This is a genomic window from Enterobacter sp. RIT418, from assembly GCF_003057745.1.
Classification (GTDB): domain Bacteria; phylum Pseudomonadota; class Gammaproteobacteria; order Enterobacterales; family Enterobacteriaceae; genus Enterobacter.
Window position 1 is genome coordinate 72038 of record NZ_QBJD02000011.1, and the last position, 16945, is coordinate 88982.

The 16945-nt window shown below is 59.7% G+C and carries 10 protein-coding genes; 2 read left to right on the forward strand and 8 right to left on the reverse strand.

Annotated features, from left to right (window positions below; translation table 11 throughout):
• Positions 1-33 precede the first annotated feature (33 nt).
• Together malQ and malP are read right to left on the reverse strand one after the other, a co-directional pair.
• Positions 34-2115, reverse strand: coding sequence for a 4-alpha-glucanotransferase (gene malQ / locus DBY73_RS14435; protein ID WP_112011791.1), 2082 nt, complete (start codon positions 2113-2115; stop codon positions 34-36).
• Positions 2116-2124: 9 nt separating this feature from the next.
• On the reverse strand, positions 2125-4518 hold the full coding sequence (gene malP, locus DBY73_RS14440; RefSeq protein WP_112011792.1) for a maltodextrin phosphorylase: 2394 nt from the start codon (positions 4516-4518) through the stop codon (positions 2125-2127).
• 583 nt (positions 4519-5101) lie between these two features.
• Between malP and malT the strand changes: the two genes are divergently transcribed.
• Positions 5102-7807, forward strand: coding sequence for an HTH-type transcriptional regulator MalT (gene malT / locus DBY73_RS14445; RefSeq protein ID WP_112011793.1), 2706 nt, complete (start codon positions 5102-5104; stop codon positions 7805-7807).
• Positions 7808-7857: 50 nt separating this feature from the next.
• On the opposite strand, the gene DBY73_RS14450 is transcribed toward malT, so the two are convergent.
• Genes DBY73_RS14450 through glpE form a run of 3 tightly spaced genes read right to left on the reverse strand, consistent with a single transcriptional unit; the run spans position 7858 to position 9841 of the window.
• Complete coding sequence (locus tag DBY73_RS14450) at positions 7858-8616, reverse strand: DeoR/GlpR family transcriptional regulator (protein WP_112011794.1); 759 nt, start codon at positions 8614-8616, stop codon at positions 7858-7860.
• A gap of 15 nt (positions 8617-8631) precedes the next feature.
• On the reverse strand, positions 8632-9462 hold the full coding sequence (glpG, locus tag DBY73_RS14455; RefSeq protein WP_112011795.1) for a rhomboid family intramembrane serine protease GlpG: 831 nt from the start codon (positions 9460-9462) through the stop codon (positions 8632-8634).
• Positions 9463-9508: 46 nt separating this feature from the next.
• Positions 9509-9841, reverse strand: coding sequence for a thiosulfate sulfurtransferase GlpE (gene glpE / locus DBY73_RS14460; protein ID WP_112011796.1), 333 nt, complete (start codon positions 9839-9841; stop codon positions 9509-9511).
• Between the two features lie 299 nt (positions 9842-10140).
• Here glpE and glpD point away from each other — a divergent pair, with 299 nt between their 5' ends.
• Complete coding sequence (gene glpD / locus DBY73_RS14465; RefSeq protein ID WP_112011797.1) at positions 10141-11649, forward strand: glycerol-3-phosphate dehydrogenase; 1509 nt, start codon at positions 10141-10143, stop codon at positions 11647-11649.
• Between the two features lie 95 nt (positions 11650-11744).
• Here the strand turns inward: glpD and glgP are convergent, their stop codons facing one another.
• The 3 genes from glgP to glgC are packed head-to-tail and all read right to left on the reverse strand — an operon-like array spanning position 11745 to position 16939.
• Positions 11745-14192, reverse strand: a complete 2448-nt coding sequence (gene glgP / locus DBY73_RS14470) for a glycogen phosphorylase (protein ID WP_112011798.1) — start codon at positions 14190-14192, stop codon at positions 11745-11747.
• Between the two features lie 18 nt (positions 14193-14210).
• Complete coding sequence (glgA, locus tag DBY73_RS14475; RefSeq protein ID WP_112011799.1) at positions 14211-15644, reverse strand: glycogen synthase GlgA; 1434 nt, start codon at positions 15642-15644, stop codon at positions 14211-14213.
• Positions 15644-16939, reverse strand: a complete 1296-nt coding sequence (glgC, locus tag DBY73_RS14480) for a glucose-1-phosphate adenylyltransferase (RefSeq protein ID WP_112011800.1) — start codon at positions 16937-16939, stop codon at positions 15644-15646. The genes glgA and glgC overlap by 1 nt, the downstream gene beginning before the upstream one ends.
• Between the last annotated feature and the right edge of the window lie 6 nt (positions 16940-16945).

Sequence of the window (16945 nt, forward strand, 5' to 3'; positions counted from 1 at the left end):
TATGGGGAGAGGGGCGCGGAGTGAGGAGTGTATTTACCGCTTCTTGCCCACCGCCCTTCTGCGCTTATCCAAATCCTTAATCAGCCTGTTCACCCCGTCATCGGCAAACATCTTCTCAAGGCTCACCGACAGCTTGCGGCGCCAGTTCTTGTACTGATAGCTGGTCCCCGGAATGTTCACCGGCTCTGCCATATCAATCCAGTCTTCCGGCTGCAGGCCAAGCAGCGCGCTGTTGCTGTCGGCGATATAGCGCTGCAGCCCGCGGTTGAGCGTGGCGGTCATCGACATCAGCGACGCCTTGTGCCCGGCGCTTTTCGGCAGGCAGCCGTGCTGGTGCAGCGCATCCAGCAGCCCCTGCTTCGACAGCTCGCGGTCCTGGTACAGCTCAAGCAGGACGTCTTCATCCGGATAAAGCCCCAGCGTTTTGCCGAGCGTCAGATCGCCGCTTTCCCAATAGCCGCGAAGCGTAGGAAGGTCATGCGTCGTCGCGACTGCCATTGACTGTTCCGGGTACGCCTCCGGCGCGCGGAAGGTTTTCTCATGGTCGTTCTCGAAATAGAGCACTTTGTAAGAGTAAACGCCGCTGTCGCGCAGCTTGCTGACGATCTCCACCGGCACGGTCCCGAGATCTTCACCGATCACCATGCACTGATGGCGTTTGCTCTCCAGGGCGAGGATCGACAGCAGATCGTCCACCGGATACTGCACGTAGGCGCCGTGGTCGGCGGTTTCACCGTAAGGTATCCACCACAGGCGCAGCACGGACATCACGTGATCAATGCGCAGCGCGCCGCAGTTCTGCATGTTGGCGCGCAGCAGGTCGATAAACGGCTCGTAGGCGCGGGCGGCCATCACGTGCGGGTCCATCGGCGGCAGGCCCCAGTTCTGGCCGAGCGGGCCGAGAATATCCGGCGGCGCGCCAACGGAAGCTTTTAGGCAGTACAGCTCGCGGTCGCACCAGGTTTCCGCCCCGCCTTCCGCTACGCCGACCGCCAGATCGCGATAGAGGCCGATCGGCATCTTATAGCCCTGGCTGACCTGCCAGCAGGCGGCGAACTGGCTGTAGGCCAGCCACTGCAGCCACAGGTAGAAATCCACTTCGTCGGCGTATTTTTCACAGAAGGCTTTTACTTCCGGCGCGTCGACGGAGCGATACGCCTTCGGCCATACCGGCCAGCCCCAGCGCATTTCGTCTTCTTTCACCTGATACGTGTGCAGCGCGTCAAAGGCCGCCTGCCAGTAAAGGCTTTCGCCCTCCTGCATCACAAACTGGCGGAACGCGGCCATTTGCTCGTCATCGCGCTGCGAAAAGCCTTTCCACGCCATGCGCAGCGCGGCCATTTTCAGCGCCGTGACGGTGGCGTAATCCACCCAGTCGGCCTCGCGCGCCTGCTTCAGCGCCTGCTGCGTGGTACTGAGTTTCCACCACGCCTGCGCCTCTTTGCTGTTTTTGAAATCGTCTAACGCGTTAACGTCGATATAAATCACGTTCAGCCAGCGGCGGGACGACGGGCTGTACGGGCTGGCGCTCTCCGGGTTTGCCGGATAGAGCGCGTGGATCGGATTGAGGCCGATAAACGCGCCGCCGCGCTCGCCTACTGAGGCCAGCATCTTTTTCAGATCGCCAAAATCGCCGATGCCCCAGTTGCTGTCGGAGCGCAGCGTGTAGAGCTGCACGCAGGCGCCCCACAGCTTTTTGCCCTCCAGCAGCGCCTGCGGCTCGTAGCAGCGCTGTGGCGCGACGATCAGCCGACAGTGAAAGCGGCTGTCGTCCTGGGTGAGGGTGAGCGTGTGGTAGCCCTCCGGCAGCTTCGTCGGAAGGTTAAGCGTTTTGCCGCCCGTCGCGTGGCCCTTGTGCTGCTCGCCCTCTTCGGTGGTCAGCAACCAGCTAAACTCGCCGCGCCCGCTTACCGCCAGCGGCATCTTTTTGCCCGCGGTAAAGACCTTCACGTTCGGTATCGGCGCAGCCGACGCGTTCGCGTCGGGTTTGTGCATGGCATCCAGCAAACGTCTTTTGGTTTCCGCACCAATAGACTGCGGCTTGCCGTGCGCGTTGATGTAACTGAGGCTAATTCCCGCCGCCTGCGCGGCACTGTCCAGACGTTTACTCTCCATCGCGCTTCCTTAGCGTTTTGCCTGCCAGATACGGGCCTGATAATCACGGATTGAGCGGTCAGAGCTGAACATGCCGCAGCGCGCGGTGTTCAGAATGCACGCGCGGGTCCAGGCTTCCTGGTCGCGGTACAGCACGTCGACCTGCTTTTGCGCGTCCACGTAGGCCGTGAAGTCCGCCATGACCAGATACGGGTCGCCGCCCTGTTTGCCCATGCTGTGCAGCATCTGGTCAAACGCGTGCTTGCCGCCGTCGCTGTATTTTCCGCTCTCCAGCTCTTTCAGCACCGCATCCAGCACTTTGTCTTTTTTACGCCACTTCACCGGGTCGTAGCCTTTGGCTTTGATGGCTTTCACTTCTTCAACAGTATGGCCGAAGATAAAGATGTTCTCTTCGCCCACCTTCTCGGCGATCTCGACGTTCGCGCCGTCCAGGGTGCCGACGGTCAGCGCGCCGTTGAGCGCCAGCTTCATGTTGCCGGTACCGGACGCCTCTTTACCCGCAGTGGAGATCTGCTCGGAGATATCCGCCGCCGGGATCAGCATTTCCGCCGCGGAGACGCAGTAGTCCGGCAGGAACACCACCTTCAGCTTATCGCCCACCTTCGGATCGTTGTTGATCGCTTCCGCCACCTTGTTGATGGCGAGGATGATGTTCTTCGCCAGGTAGTAGCCTGGGGCAGCCTTCGCGCCGAACAGGAACACGCGCGGCACGCGGTCGGCGTTCGGGTTCTCGCGGATCTCTTTGTACAGCGCCAGAATGTGCAGCAGGTTCAGGTGCTGGCGCTTGTACTCGTGCAGGCGCTTAATCTGGATGTCGAAAATCGCGTTCGGGTTGATTTCAATCCCGGTGCGCATTTTCACGAACGCGGCCAGGCGCACTTTGTTTTCCAGCTTGATGGCGCGGTATTCTTCGCGGAATTTCGCGTTATCGGCCTGTTTTTCCAGGCTGATAAGCTGGTCCAGGTCGTTGGCCCACTCTTTCTTCAGGGTCTTATCCAGCAGGCCGGCCAGCAGCGGGTTGCACTGCTTGATCCAGCGGCGCGGCGTGATGCCGTTGGTCACGTTGTGGAATTTGGTCGGCCACAGCTGGTGGTATTCCGGGAACAGATCTTTGACCACCAGGTCAGAGTGCAGCGCCGCCACGCCGTTGACCGCAAAGCCGCTGACTACGCACATGTTCGCCATGCGCACCTGCCTGTCGTGCACCACGGCCAGCTTCGCCCAGACCGCCTTATCGCCCGGCCAGGTTTTCTCCACCAGCGTTTTGAACTGGTCGTTAATCTTATTGATGATCTGCATATGGCGCGGCAGCAGCGCCTTCACCAGCTTCTCGTCCCAGCACTCCAGCGCTTCCGGCATCAGGGTGTGGTTGGTGTAAGCGAACGTGCGGCTGGTAATCGCCCAGGCGTCGTCCCAGCTCAGCTGATGTTCGTCAATCAGCACGCGCAGCAGTTCCGGGATGGCAATCGTCGGGTGCGTGTCGTTAAGCTGAATGACCTCGAAGTCCGGCAGCTGCGCCAGCTTGCGGCCCGCGAGGTGGTGACGGCGCAGGATGTCGGCCACGGAGCAGGCGCACTGGAAGTACTGCTGCATCAGGCGCAGCTTTTTGCCCGCCAGATGGTTGTCGTTCGGGTAGAGCACTTTGGTCAGCTTCTCGGCGTCGATGCCCTGCTGTTCTGCGCGCAGGAAATCGCCGTCGTTGAACTTGGTCAGGTTGAACGGATGCGCGTGCTTCGCCTGCCACAGGCGCAGCGGCTGCGACACGCCGTTGCGGTAGCCGAGCACCGGCAGATCCCAGGCTTCACCGGTAATGGTGAACGCCGGCTCCCAGAGGCCCTGTTTCGACACCTTGCCGCCAATACCGACCTGCACGTCCAGCTGCGCGTTGTGGCGGAACCACGGGTAGGTGTTGCGGTGCCAGTCGTCCGGCGCCTCCATCTGATGCCCGTCGGCAAACGACTGGCGGAACAGGCCGTACTGGTAGTTCAGGCCATAGCCGATGGCCGACTGCCCCACCGTTGCCATAGAGTCGAGGAAGCAGGCCGCCAGGCGTCCCAGGCCGCCGTTGCCCAGCGCCGGGTCGATCTCTTCTTCCAGCAGGTCGGTCAGGTTCACGTCGTGCTCTTTCAGCACGTCGCCCACGTCCTGGTACCAGCCGAGGTTAAGCAGGTTGTTGCCCGTCAGGCGGCCAATCAGAAACTCCATCGAAATATAGTTCACGTGGCGCTGGCCCTTGACGGGCTTCGCCTGCGGTTGCGCGTCCAGCTGCTCTGCGAGCGCTCCGCTCATCGCCTGCCACCACTGGTGGGGCGTCATGTCGTTTGCAGCTTGAAGACCAAAACGCTGCCACTGACGCGTCAGTGCAGCCTGAAATTGCGCTTTGTTGAAGGTTGGCTGTGACATAGGGAATCGGCATCCTGTAGAGAGAAAAACATTTGGCGCTAGTGTGCCTGGCTCATTTCACCTCTTCCTCCTCCTGGAGGGGATTAGACAGGGAGGAGTAGCGGGGATGAGCATAAAAGTGTGATCGAGGCCACTTTGAATCGCATCCTCGAGTGTGCCCGGCAGGAAAAAAGATAGCGAGGAAGCGTGTCAAAGAAATGAAATACCGTTTCCTGAGAAATTAAAACGCACGGAAATAGTTGCTTACGTAGAATAATATTTATGCCGTTAAGTATGTTCTCAGCACACAAATAAACCTGAACAACTTTACCGAAACTTTATTACCTTTGACGACACTATACCTTTCTGAAACCAGTTTCAGCGGCACCATGCTAAACGCGGACAAACCAGTATCCACGCGGGATGCGGGACCTTTTGAGAAAGTTCCTTCCGGCGTCAGAATGTTTTGTGACAGAGTGCAAATTCAGAGGCATAAAACCCCGACATAACTTGCAATAGTTCCCTTTCTGGCCGAACTTATAGCTATTAATTACGAAGCGCAAAAAAAATAAATTCTCTCGTTACCCACAGTGAAGTGAAAACTATGTTGATTCCGTCCAAATTAAGTCGCCCGGTTCGTCTTGACCACACCGTGGTCCGCGAGCGCCTGCTGGCTAAACTTTCCGGCGCGCATAATTTCCGACTGGCGCTGGTTACGAGTCCTGCTGGTTACGGAAAAACGACGCTCATTTCACAATGGGCCGCAGGGAAAAGCGATCTTGGCTGGTACTCCCTCGACGAGGGCGACAACCAGCAGGAGCGTTTCGCCAGCTATCTGATTGCCGCTATTCAGCAGGCCACCAACGGGCACTGCGCCGCCAGCGAAACGATGGTGCAAAAGCGCCAGTACGCTAGCCTCTCCTCGCTGTTCTCGCAGCTGTTTATCGAGCTCGCCGAATGGCACCGCCCGCTGTACGTGGTCATTGACGATTATCATCTGATCACCAACCCGGTGATCCACGAGTCGATGCGCTTCTTCCTGCGCCATCAGCCCGAGAACCTCACGCTGGTCGTGCTGTCGCGCAATCTGCCGCAGCTCGGCATCGCCAACCTGCGCGTGCGCGATCAGCTCCTGGAGATCGGCAGCCAGCAGCTCGCCTTTACCCATCAGGAAGCAAAACAGTTCTTCGACTGCCGCATGACCTCGCCGATTGAGGCATCTGAAAGCAGCCGCCTGTGCGATGACGTCGCGGGCTGGGCCACGGCGCTGCAGCTGATTGCCCTGTCGGCCCGGCAGAATAACAGCCCGGCGCACCAGTCCGCGCGCCGCCTGGCCGGAATAAACGCCAGCCACCTGTCGGATTATCTGGTGGACGAGGTGCTGGACAGCGTCGATCCCGCGACCCGTAATTTTCTGCTGAAAAGCTCCCTGCTGCGCTCGATGAACGACGCGCTGATTGTGCGCGTGACCGGCTGCGAAAACGGCCAGCTCCAGCTCGAAGAGATTGAGCGCCAGGGCCTGTTCCTGACGCGCATGGACGACCCGGGCGAATGGTTTAGCTATCATCCGCTGTTTGGCAGCTTCCTGCGCCAGCGCTGCCAGTGGGAGCTGGCGGTTGAGCTGCCGGATATTCACCGCGCCGCGGCGGAAAGCTGGATGGCGCAGGGCTTCCCGAGCGAAGCCATTCACCACGCGCTCGCCGCGGGTGACGCCGCAATGCTGCGCGATATCCTGCTAAACCACGCGTGGGGGCTGTTTAACCACAGCGAGCTGACGCTGCTCGAAGAGTCGCTAAAAGCGCTGCCGTGGGAAAGCCTGCTGGAAAACCCGCGCCTGGTGCTGCTGCAGGCCTGGCTGATGCAGAGCCAGCACCGCTACAGCGAAGTCAACACCCTGCTGGCCCGCGCCGAGCAGGAGATGGAAAGCGAAATGGACGCCACCCTGCACGGTGAATTTAACGCGCTGCGCGCCCAGGTGGCGATCAACGATGGCGATCCGGAAGAGGCCGAACGCCTGGCCATGGTAGCGCTCGACGAGCTGCCGCTGGCGAACTTCTACAGCCGCATCGTGGCAACGTCGGTGCACGGCGAAGTGCTGCACTGCAAAGGCGACCTCACCCGCTCGCTCTCCTTAATGCAGCAAACCGAGCAGATGGCACGCCGCCATGACGTCTGGCACTACGCGCTCTGGAGCCTAATCCAGCAGAGCGAAATTTTATTTGCGCAGGGGTTCCTGCAGGCCGCCTGGGAGAACCAGGAAAAAGCGTTCCAGCTGATTCGCGATCAGCACCTTGAACAGCTGCCGATGCACGAGTTCCTGTTGCGCATTCGCGCCCAGCTGCTGTGGGCGTGGTCGCGTCTCGACGAGGCGGAAAGCTGCGCGCGTCAGGGCGTTAACGTACTCTCAAGCTTCCAGCCGCAGCAGCAGCTTCAGTGCCTGGCCCTGCTGGTGCAGTGCTCGCTGGCGCGCGGCGATCTGGACAACGCGCGTAACCACCTTAACCGTCTGGAAAACCTGCTCGGCAACGGCCAGTACCACAGCGACTGGGTATCAAATGCCGATAAGGTGCGGGTGATCTACTGGCAGATGATTGGCGACAAGAAATCCGCCGCCAACTGGCTGCGCCAGACGCCGAAGCCGGAATTTGCCAATAACCACTTCCTGCAAAGCCAGTGGCGCAACATCGCCCGCGCGCAGATCCTGCTGGGCGAGTTCGAGCCTGCGGAGATTGTGCTGGAAGAGCTGAATGAAAATGCCCGCAGCCTGCGCCTGATGAGCGATCTCAACCGCAACCTGCTGCTGCTCAATCAGCTGTACTGGCAGGCTGGCCGCAAGAATGACGCCCAGCGCGTGCTGCTGGAAGCGCTGCAGCTGGCTAACCGCACCGGGTTTATCAGCCACTTTGTGATTGAAGGCGAAGTGATGGCGCAGCAGCTGCGCCAGCTGATTCAGCTCAATACCTTGCCGGAGCTGGACCAGCACCGCGCCCAGCGTATCCTGCGCGAGATTAACCAGCATCATCGGCACAAGTTCGCCCATTTCGACGAAAACTTCGTTGAACGCCTGCTGAACCATCCGGAAGTGCCGGAGCTTATCCGCACCAGCCCGCTCACCCAGCGCGAATGGCAGGTGCTGGGGCTGATCTATTCAGGCTATAGCAATGAGCAGATTGCCGGGGAGCTGGCGGTGGCGGCAACCACCATCAAAACGCACATCCGAAATCTGTACCAGAAGCTCGGCGTAGCGCACCGTCAGGATGCGGTGCAGCATGCGCAGCAGCTATTGAAAATGATGGGGTACGGCGTGTAGGTTTTGTGCGGCCTGATGCCCTCTCCCACGGGGAGAGGGAGAAAGGCTTCTCAACACAACTCTAGCTGCAGATTATTATCTTTAATCACCTGCAGAACGCCCGCCGGCGGCATGACGTCGGTGTAAAGCGCGTTGACCATGCTGATGCTGCCCATGTTCACCATCGCATTACGGCCAAACTTCGAGTGGTCCGCCACCAGCATCACGTGGCGCGAGTTCTCGATGATCGCCCGCTTGGTGCGGACCTCGTGATAATCAAACTCCAGCAGCGAGCCGTCGCTGTCGATGCCGCTGATCCCCAGAATGCCGAAATCGAGGCGGAACTGGGAGATAAAATCGAGCGTCGCTTCGCCAATAATTCCACCGTCGCGGCTGCGCAGCTCGCCGCCCGCCAGGATGATGCGGAAATCGTCTTTCTGCATCAGGGTATTCGCCACGTTCAGGTTGTTGGTCACCACGCGCAGGTTCTCGTGATCCAGCAACGCGTGGGCCACCGCTTCCGGCGTGGTGCCGATATCAATAAACAGGGTCGCGCCGTTCGGGATCTGGCTTGCCACCTTGCGGGCAATACGCTCTTTCTCGGCGGTTTGCGTGGCCTTGCGGTCATGCCAGGAGGTGTTGACCGAGCTGGACGGCAGCGCCGCGCCGCCGTGGTGGCGCAGAATGCGGCTCTGATCGGCCAGGTCGTTCAGATCGCGACGAATCGTTTGTGGGCTAACGGCAAACTGCTCAACCAGCTCTTCGGTGCTGACGTATCCCTGTTTTTTAACCAGCTCGATAATGGCGTCATGACGCTGTGTTTGTTTCATGAAATATCCCTGGAATTATGTTCGTTTTCGCGCATGAAGCGTATCGGCAAGCGCCATCGCCAGCCCAACGGCCAGCCCGGTGACGTGCGCACCGTTGGCGATCGACATACCAAACAGATCAAACCATCCGGCAATTAACCATATTAACGCAAAGGCTATCAGCCCGCGCTGCAGATAAATGCCGCTTTCCGGTTCGCGTTCGCCCCTGAGCCAGACGTACCCCATCAGGGCGTACACCACGCCAGATAATCCGCCGAACCACGGGCCGCTAAACTTGTGCTGCACATAGCCGCTCAGCAGGGCGCTGATGACCGTAATGACAATCAGCTTGCCGCTTCCGAGGCGCTTCTCCACCGCGCCGCCGAGATACCACCACCACAGCAGGTTGAAGAGAATATGCATCACGGAGAAGTGCATCAGCGCGTGGGAGAAGTAGCGCCAGAGGTCAAACTGCAGCGACGGATCGTACGGCCACGCGAGGGCAATCATTACGCTCTGGTCGCCCACCACGTTCATGATGATGAAGACGATAATGCAGGCCGCCATCAGCAGCAGCGTAAACGGCCCCGCGCGCTCGCGGAGGGTGGCGAGGAAAGGGAAACGGCTGTAGTGCAGGCCGCTTCCGGTGTGGCCGGACTGCCAGCTCGCGGCCAGGTAGCGCGGGTCACCGGGGTTTTCCAGAAAGCGCGCCAGCTCGTCGTTCACCCGCGCGGCCTGGCTCTCGTCGGCCAGCCAGACGTCGGTCTGGGTATGTTGCTGGATGGTCAAAATAACGCCCTGCGTCGCCATATAGTCGACAAACGCCTGGGCGACGCGCGGGTTGGTAAAGGAGGTGATCATCAACATGGCAGCGGTCGCTTATTTCCACACAAAAGGGGACAGTATAGAGGTTTTAGCCCCCGAACGCGTGCTCAACTTCTGCCGGGAAATGGCGGTGCCAGGCATCAAAGCCGCCGTCGACGCTGTAGACCGCGTCGTAGCCCTGCTGGAGCAGATATTGCGCCGCGCCTTTGCTGCTGTTGCCGTGGTAGCACATCACCATCACCGGCGTGTCGAAGTCGTTATCGCGCATAAACGCGCCCAGCGTGTCGTTGGTGAGATGGAACGCGCCCGGGGTGTGGCCCATGGCAAAGCTCTGCGGATCGCGAATATCCACCAGCACCGCCGTTCCCTGGTGCATCTTCTGGTGGGCTTCTTCTACGTTAATACATTCAAACTGTTCCATGGTGTTCTCTTTCGATTATTCAGATTTTATGCGGCTTGCTGACCCTCACCCCAGCCCTCTCCCTGAAAGGGAGAGGGAGCAAAACATTCCCTCGCCCCTCTGGGGAGAGGGTTAGGGTGAGGGGTGGCGTTTCACCGCACTATTTTACCCCGTAGTGTACGTCCTGGCGGCGGGTAAACGCCATTATGTTATCCATATCACTCTAAATTGTTTTTTTGATGTTACCAAAAGCGCGTTCCTTTGCTATTATGAGCGATATCGAACATTTTTGAGCTTTAACGAAAGCGCGTGAGGGTGTTATGGAAACCAAAGATCTGATTGTGATAGGCGGCGGCATCAACGGTGCCGGTATTGCGGTAGATGCCGCAGGACGCGGTTTGTCCGTACTGATGCTGGAAGCTAACGATCTCGCCTGCGCGACATCCTCCGCCAGCTCAAAACTGATCCACGGCGGCCTGCGCTACCTGGAACACTACGAGTTTCGCCTGGTGAGCGAAGCGCTGGCCGAACGCGAAGTGCTGCTGAAAATGGCCCCGCACCTGGCGATCCCGATGCGCTTTCGCCTGCCGCACCGCCCGCACCTGCGTCCGGCGTGGATGATCCGCATTGGCCTGTTTATGTACGATCATCTGGGCAAACGCACCAGCCTGCCGGGTTCGAACGGCTTGCGTTTTGGCTCAGAGTCGGTCCTTAAGCCGGAAATCGTGCGCGGTTTCGAATATTCCGACTGCTGGGTAGACGATGCGCGCCTGGTGCTGGCCAACGCGCAGATGGTGGTGAAAAAAGGCGGCGAGGTAAAAACCCGCACCCGCGCGACCGCCGCTCGCCGCGAAAACGGCCTGTGGATTGTGGAAGCGGAAGACATCGACACCGGCGAGAAATTCAGCTGGAAGGCGCGCGGCCTGGTGAACGCCACTGGCCCGTGGGTCAAACAGTTCTTTGACGACGGTATGCACCTGCCCTCTCCGTACGGCATTCGCCTGATCAAAGGCAGCCATATCGTAGTGCCGCGCGTACACACGCAAAAGCAGGCCTACATTCTGCAAAACGAAGACAAGCGCATCGTGTTTGTGATCCCGTGGATGGACGAGTTCTCCATCATCGGCACCACCGACGTGGAGTACAAAGGCGATCCGAAAAACGTCGAGATCGACGAGAGCGAGGTCAACTACCTGCTCAAAGTCTACAACGCGCACTTCAAGAAACAGCTGGCGCGCGATGACGTGGTCTGGACCTACTCCGGCGTGCGTCCGCTGTGCGACGATGAGTCTGATTCCCCGCAGGCCATCACCCGCGACTATACGCTCGACATTCACGACGTTGACGGCCAGGCGCCGCTGCTGTCGGTGTTTGGCGGCAAGCTGACCACCTACCGCAAGCTGGCCGAGCACGCGCTGGAAAAACTGACGCCGTACTACAAAGGCATCGGCCAGGCGTGGACCAAGGACGCCGTGCTGCCGGGCGGCGATATCGGGAATAATCGCGACGACTATGCCGCGAAGCTGCGCCGCCGCTATCCGTTCATCACCGAAAACATGGCGCGCCACTATGCGCGCACCTACGGCAGCAACACCGAGCTGCTGCTGGGCGATGCGAAGGAGATTGCCGACCTCGGCGAACACTTCGGGCACGAGCTGTACGAAGCCGAGCTGCGCTACCTGGTGGAACACGAATGGGTGCGTCGACTGGACGACGCCATCTGGCGCCGTACGAAGGAAGGGATGTGGCTCAACGCCGAGCAGCAGTCCCGCGTGGCGCAGTGGCTGGCGCAAAACGCGGGAAAGCGTGAGCTGTCTTTGGCGTCGTAATACGATCGGTGCGGGCTAATGCCCTCACCCTGCCCCTCTCCCACGGGGAGAGGGAACAAACAGTAACAACGGCAACCGACGTTGCCGTTTTGCTTTTACAACCGCACCGGATCAATATGCCAAATGGTATCGGCATACTCCTTGATGGTCCTGTCCGATGAGAAATAGCCCATGTTGGCAATATTGTGCATCGCCTTCGTGGCCCACTCCTCCTGATTGCGGTACAGCGCGTCCACCCTATCCTGACAGTCCACGTAGCTGCGGTAGTCCGCCAGCACCTGATAGTGATCGCCAAAGTTAATCAGCGAATCCACCAGGTCGCGGTAGCGGCTCGGCTCGTCCGGGTTGAAGACGCCGGTGGCGATTTGCGTCAGCACCTGACGAAGCTCTTCATCTTCTTCGTAGTACTGGCGCGGCTGGTAGCCCTGCCTGCGCAGTTCCTCCACCTCTTCCGTCGTATTGCCGAAGATAAAGATGTTATCCGCGCCCACGTGCTCCAGCATTTCAACGTTCGCACCGTCGAGCGTGCCGATGGTCAGCGCGCCGTTGAGGGCAAACTTCATGTTGCTGGTGCCGGACGCTTCCGTCCCCGCCGTTGAAATCTGCTCGGACAGATCCGCCGCCGGGATGATCAGCTGCGCCAGGCTCACGCTGTAGTTTGGAATAAACACCACCTTCAGCTTATCACCAACGTCCGGATCGGTGTTGACCACCTTCGCCACGTCGTTGATGAGATGGATGATGTGCTTCGCCATGTAATAGGCCGAAGCCGCCTTACCGGCAAAGATCTTCACGCGCGGCACCCACTCGGCGGTAGGGTCGGCCTTGATGCGGTTGTAGTGGGTGATCACGTGCAGCACGTTCATCAGCTGGCGTTTGTATTCGTGGATGCGCTTGATCTGCACGTCGAACAGCGCCTTCGGATTCGCCACAACGTTCATGTGCATCGCAAGATACACCGCCAGGCGCTTTTTGTTCGCCAGCTTGGCTTCGCGCACGGCCTTGTTCACCGTCGGGAAGTCAATGTGCTGCTCAAGCTCGCTCAGTTGGCCCAAATCGGTACGCCAGGTGCGCCCAATATTTTCATCCAGCACGTCTGACAACGGCGGGTTCGCCAGCGCCAGCCAGCGGCGCGGCGTAACGCCGTTGGTCACGTTGCAGAAGCGCGTCGGGAAGATCTTCGCGAAGTCGGCGAACAGCGACTGCACCATCAGGTTCGAGTGCAGCTCCGATACGCCGTTCACCTTGTGGCTAATGACCACCGCCAGCCACGCCATGCGCACGCGGCGGCCGTTAGATTCATCGATTATGGAGGTACGGCTCAGCAGGCCGGTATCGTTCGGGTACTGCTCCTGGAGCGTTTTCAGGAAGTAGTCGTTAATCTCAAAGATGATCTGCAGATGGCGCGGCAGGATTTTGCCGAGCATGTCCACCGGCCAGGTCTCCAGCGCTTCACTCATCAGCGTGTGGTTGGTGTAGGAGAACACCTGGCAGGTCACCTCAAAGGCTTCGTCCCAGCTGAACTTGTGCTCGTCAATCAGCAGGCGCATCAGCTCGGGGATCGACAGCACCGGATGGGTGTCGTTGAGGTGAATGGCGATTTTATCCGCCAGGTTGGCGTAGGTTTTGTGCAGCTGGTAGTGGCGGCTCAGGATATCCTGAATCGTCGAGGAGACGAGGAAATACTCCTGGCGCAGGCGCAGCTCGCGGCCCGAATAGGTCGAGTCGTCCGGGTACAGCACGCGGGAGACGTTTTCGGAGTGGTTTTTATCTTCCACCGCCGCGAAGTAGTCGCCCTGGTTGAATTTACCGAGGTTGATCTCGCTGCTCGCCTGGGCGCTCCACAGGCGAAGCGTGTTGGTGGCGTCGGTGTCGTAGCCGGGGATGATCTGGTCATAGGCCACGGCGAGGATCTCTTCCGTTTCCACCCAGCGAGATTTTTTCCCTTCCTGCTGGATGCGCCCGCCAAAGCGCACCTTGTAGCGCGTATTGTGGCGCTTAAATTCCCACGGGTTGCCGTACTCCAGCCAGTAGTCCGGAGACTCTTTTTGCCGCCCGTCGACGATATTCTGCTTAAACATGCCGTAGTCGTAGCGGATGCCGTAGCCGCGGCCCGGCAGCGCCAGCGTCGCGAGCGAGTCGAGGAAGCAGGCGGCCAGGCGGCCAAGGCCGCCGTTGCCGAGGCCGGGGTCGTTCTCTTCGTCAATCAGCTCTTCCAGATCCAGACCCATCTCTTCCAGCGCGTTTTTGACGTCTTCGTAAATCCCGAGCGACAGCAGGGCGTTAGAGAGGGTGCGGCCAATCAAAAATTCCATCGACAGGTAGTAAACCTGCCGCGTTTCCTGCGAGAGCTGGGCGCGGTTGGAGCGCAGCCAGCGCTCCACCAGGCGATCGCGCACGGCAAACAGCGTAGCGTTCAGCCACTCGTGCTTGTTGGCGATAACCGGATCTTTGCCGATGGTGAACATCAGCTTGTAGGCAATGGAGTGCTTTAATGCCTCAACGCTAAGCGTGGGTGAAGAGTAGCTAAAAGGAGCATTCATATCGGTAACTTCGCCTCGTTACATCAAGCGTTGATAAAGATCGCGGTAGGACTGCGCCGCAACGTGCCAGCTAAAGTCCATGGACATTGCCTGGCGCTGAACGTAGCGCCACAGCGAAGGACGCGACCACAGGACGAATGCACGCCGGACGGCCCGCAGCAGTGACCACGCATTGCTGTCCTCAAATACAAATCCGGTCGCCACGCCGTCCGCCAGGTTTTCCAGCGAGGTGTCGGAGACGGTATCCGCCAGGCCGCCCGTGCGCCGCACCAGCGGCAGGGTGCCGTATTTCAGCCCGTAGAGCTGCGTCAGGCCGCAGGGTTCGAAGCGGCTCGGCACCAGAATCACGTCCGCGCCGCCCATAATGCGGTGCGAGAACGCCTCGTGATAGCCGATCTGCACGCCCACCTGCCCCGGATGTTCCGCCGCCGCCGCCAGGAAGCCTTCCTGCAACACCGGATCCCCCGCGCCGAGCAGCGCCAGCTGGCCGCCCTGCTCCAGCAGGCCAGGCAGCGCCTCCAGCACCAAATCCAGCCCTTTCTGGCTGGTCAGGCGGCTGACCACCGCGAAGAGCGGCACCTTGTCGTTGACCTTCAGGCCCATCGCAATTTGCAGCTGGCGCTTGTTCTCCGCCTTCTCCTCCAGCGCGTCGCGGCCGTAGCGTGACGTCAGCAGGAGGTCGGCCTCCGGGCTCCAGATTTTTTCATCCACGCCGTTCAGGATGCCGGACAGGCGTCCTTCACGGTGCCGCTGCTGAAGCAGCCCCTCCATGCCGTAGCCAAACTCCGGCTGCGTGATTTCGCGGGCATAGGTCGGGCTGACCGCCGTGATATGGTCCGCATAGTACAAACCGGCCTTCAGGAACGAGATCTGCCCGTTAAACTCCAGCCCGTGCATGTTATAGAACGACCACGGCAGATCGATGTCATTCATATGATGGGCGTAGTACATGCCCTGATACGCCAGGTTATGCACGGTAAAGACCGATTTCGCCGGTCGCCCGCGCGCCGCCAGGTACGCTGGCGCCAGGCCGGCGTGCCAGTCGTGCGCATGCACGATTTCCGGCCGCCAGAACGGGTCCAGCCCGCTGGCCATCTCCGCCCCTACCCAGCCAAGCAGCGCAAAGCGCAGCACGTTGTCCGTATAGGCGAACAGGTTAGTGTCGTGGTACGGGCTGCCGGGGCGGTCGTAAAGGTGTGGGGCATCAATCATATAGATGCCAACGCCGTTGTAATGACCGAACAGCAGGGTGATGCGCCCGGCGAACGTCTCACGGCGCGTCACCACCTGCGCATCGGGAACGCCGCGGCGGATATCCGGGAACGCGGGCAGGAGCACGCGCGCGTGGGTTCCTGCGGCAATTTGCGCTGCCGGTAGCGCGCCAAGTACATCCGCCAGCCCGCCGGTTTTCAGCAGCGGGAACATCTCAGAACATACGTGTAAAACCTGCATTATCGCTCCTGTTTGATCTGCAGTTTGCGCAGCATTTCCCGCGTAACTAATACAATCCCCTCTTCTGAACGGTAGAAACGACGCGCGTCTTCTTCCGCGTTCTCGCCAATCACCATTCCTTCAGGAATGACGCAGGCGCGGTCTATCACACAGCGGCGCAGGCGGCACGAGCGCCCCACCCACACGTCCGGCAGCAGCACCGCCGAGTCGATATTGCAAAATGAGTTGATCCGCACGCGCGGGAACAGGACGGATTGCACCACCACCGAGCCGGAAATAATGCATCCGCCGGAGACCAGCGAGTTCAGCGTCATGCCGTGGCTGCCGGAGCGATCCTGCACGAATTTCGCAGGCGGCAGCGACTCCATATGCGTACGAATCGGCCAGTTCTGGTCGTACATATCCAGCTCGGGCGTGACGGACGCCAGGTCCAGGTTCGCCTTCCAGTACGCTTCAAGCGTGCCCACGTCGCGCCAGTACGGCTCTGAGTTGGGATCGGACTGCACGCAGGACAGCGGGAAAGGATGTGCATAGGCCATGCCGGCCTGGGTGATTTTTGGAATGATGTCTTTGCCGAAGTCGTGGCTGGAGCTTTCGTCTTTGTCGTCTTCTTCGAGAAGCTCGTAAAGATAGTCGGCGTCAAAGACATAGATCCCCATGCTGGCGAGGGATTTGGTGTCGTCCCCCGGCATGGTCGGCGGGTTGGCCGGTTTTTCAACGAAGTCGATGATCTTGTCGTCCGCGTCCACGTGCATCACGCCAAACGCGGTGGCTTCCGCAACGGGCACCGGCAGGCACGCCACGGTGCAGCGCGCCCCTTTTTCGACGTGGTCGATCAGCATGTGGGAGTAGTCTTGCTTGTAGATATGGTCCCCGGCGAGGATCACGATGTATTCCGCGCCGTAGCGGCGAATGATGTCGAGGTTTTGCGTCACCGCGTCGGCCGTCCCGCGGTACCAGTTCTCACCGTGAACGCGCTGCTGCGCGGGCAGCAGGTCGACAAACTCGTTCATCTCTTCGCTGAAGAAGGACCAGCCGCGCTGGATGTGCTGCACCAGGGTGTGCGACTGGTATTGCGTAATCACGCCAATGCGGCGAATGCCCGAGTTGAGGCAGTTGGACAGGGCAAAATCGATAATACGAAACTTACCACCAAAGTGAACGGCCGGCTTAGCGCGCTTGATGGTCAAATCTTTGAGACGGGTACCGCGCCCGCCAGCGAGTATCAGGGCAACCGTTTTTAAGGGTAACTGGCGAGCCAACATTAAGGGATCGTTCTTCTCTAATCTAACCATGACTAA